Below are 3901 nucleotides of genomic sequence, written 5' to 3'. Positions count from 1 at the left end.
GTCCGAGGTCGCGCTGTCCTCAGTGCTGGAGAAGGCGCTGCTGCTACAGCGCACGCTGCTCACGGGCAAGAAAGAGCCCAACGTCGCGGCCAACGAGCTTGCGGTGGAGAGCGTGAACAAGGAGAGCGATACGCTCGACCGCGAAATCCGCAACCTCAAGACCGAACTGGAGCTACGGCGCGAACTGGCGAATAACTCGCCCATGGCCATCATCCAGCGGCATGGCACGCGTGCGGCAGGCTCGCGCGGCATCTACGAGGGCGATCCCATCCCCGACCGTCTCGACCGGCTCCAGAAGGGCAATCCGGGAGGCAACCCATGAGCCCGATGCACGCCAGTTGGCTGCGTCCGCGCTGGCTGTTCAGCCGGCGCGCGGTGAAAACCTTGCTGTGGCTTGTGCTGGTCGTGGCCGCCGCGGTGGGGGCCAACGTCGCCGGCATCTACTTGGTCGGCAGTGTTGCGGCCTGGGAGCATTGGCTGGCGGCGTCCGCAGGGTATTTCTTCATCTGGCGGCTGTGCCTGTACGGCGCGACGGTCTATGGATGGGTCTGGATGCGCCGTCGGCTGCTGGCCCGCGAAGACAACGCGCAGGCGCGACGTCGGCTGATCCGCGCCGAGGTCGCCGGCGTCGTCGCCATCGTGGCGCTCGAAGCCAGCCTGTTGATGCAGGCCGCTTGAGGGGAGATCGAGGCCATGACGCTTTTCACGACCGACTACCTGGAGTACTACCTCACCCTCGTGTCCTGGATCGTCAACAACGGCATCTGGGCCGTGCTGGTGTCCAGCGGGGTGTTTGCGCTGCCCTTTGTGGCGATCGTCATCCAGGAATGGCTCAAGGCCAGAGCGGAGGGCGCCGACGAAGGCAACAAGGGCGTGCTCTCGGCGGCGCGCATCGAGAACCGAGTATTTGTGGCCATCGTGGTCGTGATGTTCGCCGGCATTCCGTTCATCGACGTCGACCTCAGCACTATCCAGTACGACAGCTCGCGCTCGGCGCAGTGCCAGGTCAGCGTGCCACAGCCTGCGCAAACTGGCTGGTCGCAGTCCTTCAGCACCATCAACAACCAGTCGGCGAAGGTTCCGGTCTGGTGGGCGTTCATGCACGCGCTTTCGCGCGCCGTCACGAGCGCTTCGGTGGCTGCGATCCCGTGCGGCACAGATCTGAGGCAGATGCGTATGGAGATCGATGCGACCCGTATCGACGACCCGGTGCTGGCTCAGGAAGTGGCGGATTTCTCTCGGGACTGCTATGGACCGGCGCGCGCCAAGCTGTTCATGCAGCGCCCGGATCTCGATGAGCAGCAGATGCACGACGTGACCTGGATCGGCTCGCGCTTTTTCACGGACACAGGTGGCTACTACGACAGCTACCGCTCCAGTACGGCGCGAGAGGCATGGCCCTATGACGACACCCGCGATGCTGGGCTCGCGCAGGTTACCAATGGTGGCGGCTACCCGACCTGCAAGCAGTGGTGGTCCGACGGCAGTAACGGACTGCGCGCGCGGCTGCTGGGGCAAGTGGACCCGAGCCTGCTGAATCGCCTGGCGGGCTGGGCTGGATTCCTGAGCCGGGCCGAGGTGGACGACTCCGTGATCCGCGCCATCGCGTCACCGCGGCAGCAGAAATTGAACCAAGGCAGCGTCTATACGGACTACGGCGGTCAGATCGACAAGACGTTGCCCAATGTCGTCAACCGTGCCACCAGCGATGTTGGCTTGGCGGTTGGGGCTCTCGCCGCCTTCCCGGCAATGGACGTAGTGCGCCAAGCACTGCCCATGGTGCTCGCGCTGCTCAAGATGGCGCTCGTGATCTGCATTCCGCTAGTGCTGGTCGTTGGCACCTATGACCTGAAGATGGTCGTCACCGTCAGCACCGTCCAGTTCGCGCTGTTCTTCACGGACTTCTGGTTTCAGCTCGCACGCTGGATCGACAGCACCATCCTCGATGCGCTCTACGGGTGGGGCTTTGGCTGGAACCGGCCGCATACCAACTTCGACCCGCTGGTGGGGCTGAACAATGCCTTCGGCGACATGCTTTTGATGTTCGTCACCGGCACGATGTTCTTGGTCCTGCCGACTTTCTGGGTGGCAGCTCTTGGGTGGGTCGGAGTAAAAGCCGGGGTAATCGCTCAGAACCTGGCTGTCGGTTCCAAGGAAGCACGCGATAGCGCGGGATCAGGCGTGAACAAGGTTACCGGCAAGGTGCTTTGATCGGTCGCCCATTTCAGTCGTTGAACGGATCGTTCGGGTCGTGCGGATCGATCCGCTGACCGCTGGACGAATACAGGCCAAAGCCTGCCTCGCCGTTTCGCAGTTCGTCCGGTTGCGTCCAGCGATCATCATCGACCGTCGAATTGCTGGCCGTCCATGCTGCGGCAACCCCAACCAGAAGCACCAACGCCAGCCAGAACGCGGCGTAGAACAGCAATCCCAGCGCGACCAGCTTCACTACCCATACGAGCACGGTGGCCCCGGCAAGCGGCATCCCCTTGGAGGCGAGCCAACACGACAACCTTCGCTCGCCGCGCGCATAGGCGCGCCATCCACGGCCAACGCTGCGGCCGAGGCGTTCTGCGGTGCTGATGCGGGTTGTCGTGTTCATGGTCGTCTCCTGCTACATGAGGAATGCCTATTCCAGTTTGCTCCAATCCTGCTTGCTTGCCTGCACCAATACGTTCCAATCGTCTGGCGGATTTCCACGTCCGAGCATTTTCTCGAACACGGCATAGGGATCTGACTTGCTCCCCGAAGACCGCAAGGTCTGCTCATCATTGACCCAGGCGTACACGATGACCTTGGCCTTCGAGTCGTACCGGAAGAACAACCGGAACCGCCTTCCGATCTTGGCCCGTCGCCAGTGCCGGTGGGCGGGCCCCAGGGTGTTGCCCTGGCGGTACTCGTCGCGTGCCGGATCACCGGGCACCACATCTAATATCAACTGATTCAAGGCCCTGAAGAGCTTGACGTTGGCGTTGGACTCGAAGCCCTCCGGGTCGTTCTCTTGCGCGCGCCGTGCGGCTCCGTGCAGTTTTTGCAACTGCTCGATCACACAGTCGTGGAACAGCAATGCCCAGCCATGCCGTTGCATCAGAGTTCCACTTCGCCGTCGATCTCCTCGCCCAGGTTCACGCTATGACCTGCATGCTCCAGCATGGCACGAGCCAAGTCCTCGGGCAGGCCCTGGACATTCCGACCAGCCTCGATGTCGCGGGCCAGCAGGCTCAGGAACGCGCCGATGGCGGGGTCCTCGTGCTCGGCGTCAACGCGGGTGACAACGACTTCGCTGCCCCGCAGGTCGAACGCGAGCTTGCCGCCGGCATCGACACCGAGCGCCTGCCGGATGGGCTTGGGCAGCGTGATCTGGCCTTTGGACGTCAGCGTGGCAACTTCATGAATGGCAGGCATGGTGGTTCTCCTGATAGCGACACCACTATGGTAAGGAAATTTCCTTACCGTGTCAATGTTAGCCCTCATGATGCTCTCCAGAGTCCAAGAATCGGGCCATCGTATGGGGGGGAACAGCGAGCCTTCACGCACCAATCCGGCTCGCTGCAACCCGCATTGGTGGTGGACGGCAAGCGCACGCCGCCCTATATCCAAATGGTTAAAGGCCAAAGGGCCGAAAGGGCAATGGAAGGGGCTGCAAGGGGAAAGGCCCTACCTCGAAAAGGCAAAAGGCCTCCCGGTCGGCCCGCCACTAGGACACCCACATGCTCTCTCTGTTCCAGCGAAAACGGCCCGTGGTCGCTTCTGCTCCGTCGCCAGCGCCCTCCAACGACCTCCCGAAAGGGCGGCTGCGGCCCGAGTCGGCCGCCTCGCTGCTGGCGACACCGCGCCGGCAGAAGCTACTGGAACACATCTGGCAGCGCACGTCGCTGTCGCGCAAGCAGTTCGCCACCCT

6 protein-coding genes and 1 pseudogene are annotated in these 3901 nt (G+C 63.0%); 4 read left to right on the top strand and 3 right to left on the bottom strand.

Annotation, left to right across the window (positions count from 1 at the left end):
• The 3 genes and pseudogenes from K206_RS40440 to K206_RS0135960 form a co-directional block, all read left to right on the top strand.
• Positions 1-322: pseudogene (locus tag K206_RS40440) on the top strand (integrating conjugative element protein); the annotation flags it as partial.
• Complete coding sequence (locus K206_RS0135965) at positions 319-678, top strand: hypothetical protein (protein ID WP_011489312.1); 360 nt, start codon at positions 319-321, stop codon at positions 676-678. The pseudogene K206_RS40440 and the gene K206_RS0135965, both read left to right, overlap by 4 nt.
• Before the next feature lie 15 nt (positions 679-693).
• Positions 694-2211, top strand: a complete 1518-nt coding sequence (locus tag K206_RS0135960; protein ID WP_011489313.1) for a conjugal transfer protein TraG N-terminal domain-containing protein — start codon at positions 694-696, stop codon at positions 2209-2211.
• A 13-nt stretch (positions 2212-2224) separates the two neighbouring features.
• On the opposite strand, the gene K206_RS0135955 is transcribed toward K206_RS0135960, so the two are convergent.
• The 3 genes from K206_RS0135955 to K206_RS0135945 are packed head-to-tail and all read right to left on the bottom strand — an operon-like array spanning position 2225 to position 3405.
• Positions 2225-2602 carry a DUF3742 family protein gene (locus K206_RS0135955; RefSeq protein WP_011489314.1) on the bottom strand — a complete coding sequence of 126 codons (378 nt, stop codon included), beginning with the start codon at positions 2600-2602 and terminating at the stop codon, positions 2225-2227.
• Between the two features lie 27 nt (positions 2603-2629).
• Positions 2630-3088, bottom strand: coding sequence for a type II toxin-antitoxin system YhaV family toxin (locus tag K206_RS0135950; RefSeq protein WP_011489315.1), 459 nt, complete (start codon positions 3086-3088; stop codon positions 2630-2632).
• Positions 3088-3405 (bottom strand): type II toxin-antitoxin system PrlF family antitoxin, encoded by a 318-nt coding sequence (locus K206_RS0135945; protein ID WP_003290252.1) that lies wholly within the window; start codon positions 3403-3405, stop codon positions 3088-3090. The genes K206_RS0135950 and K206_RS0135945 overlap by 1 nt, the downstream gene beginning before the upstream one ends.
• A gap of 305 nt (positions 3406-3710) precedes the next feature.
• Here K206_RS0135945 and K206_RS42365 point away from each other — a divergent pair.
• On the top strand, positions 3711-3901 hold a 191-nt coding region (locus K206_RS42365), incomplete at its 3' end, for a TraI domain-containing protein (RefSeq protein ID WP_196812978.1).

Origin of the sequence: Cupriavidus sp. WS (genome assembly GCF_000395345.1) — a bacterium.
Lineage (GTDB): Bacteria > Pseudomonadota > Gammaproteobacteria > Burkholderiales > Burkholderiaceae > Cupriavidus > Cupriavidus basilensis_B.
Note: the sequence above shows the minus strand (reverse complement) of the source record. Positions and strands in the feature narration are given on the sequence as shown.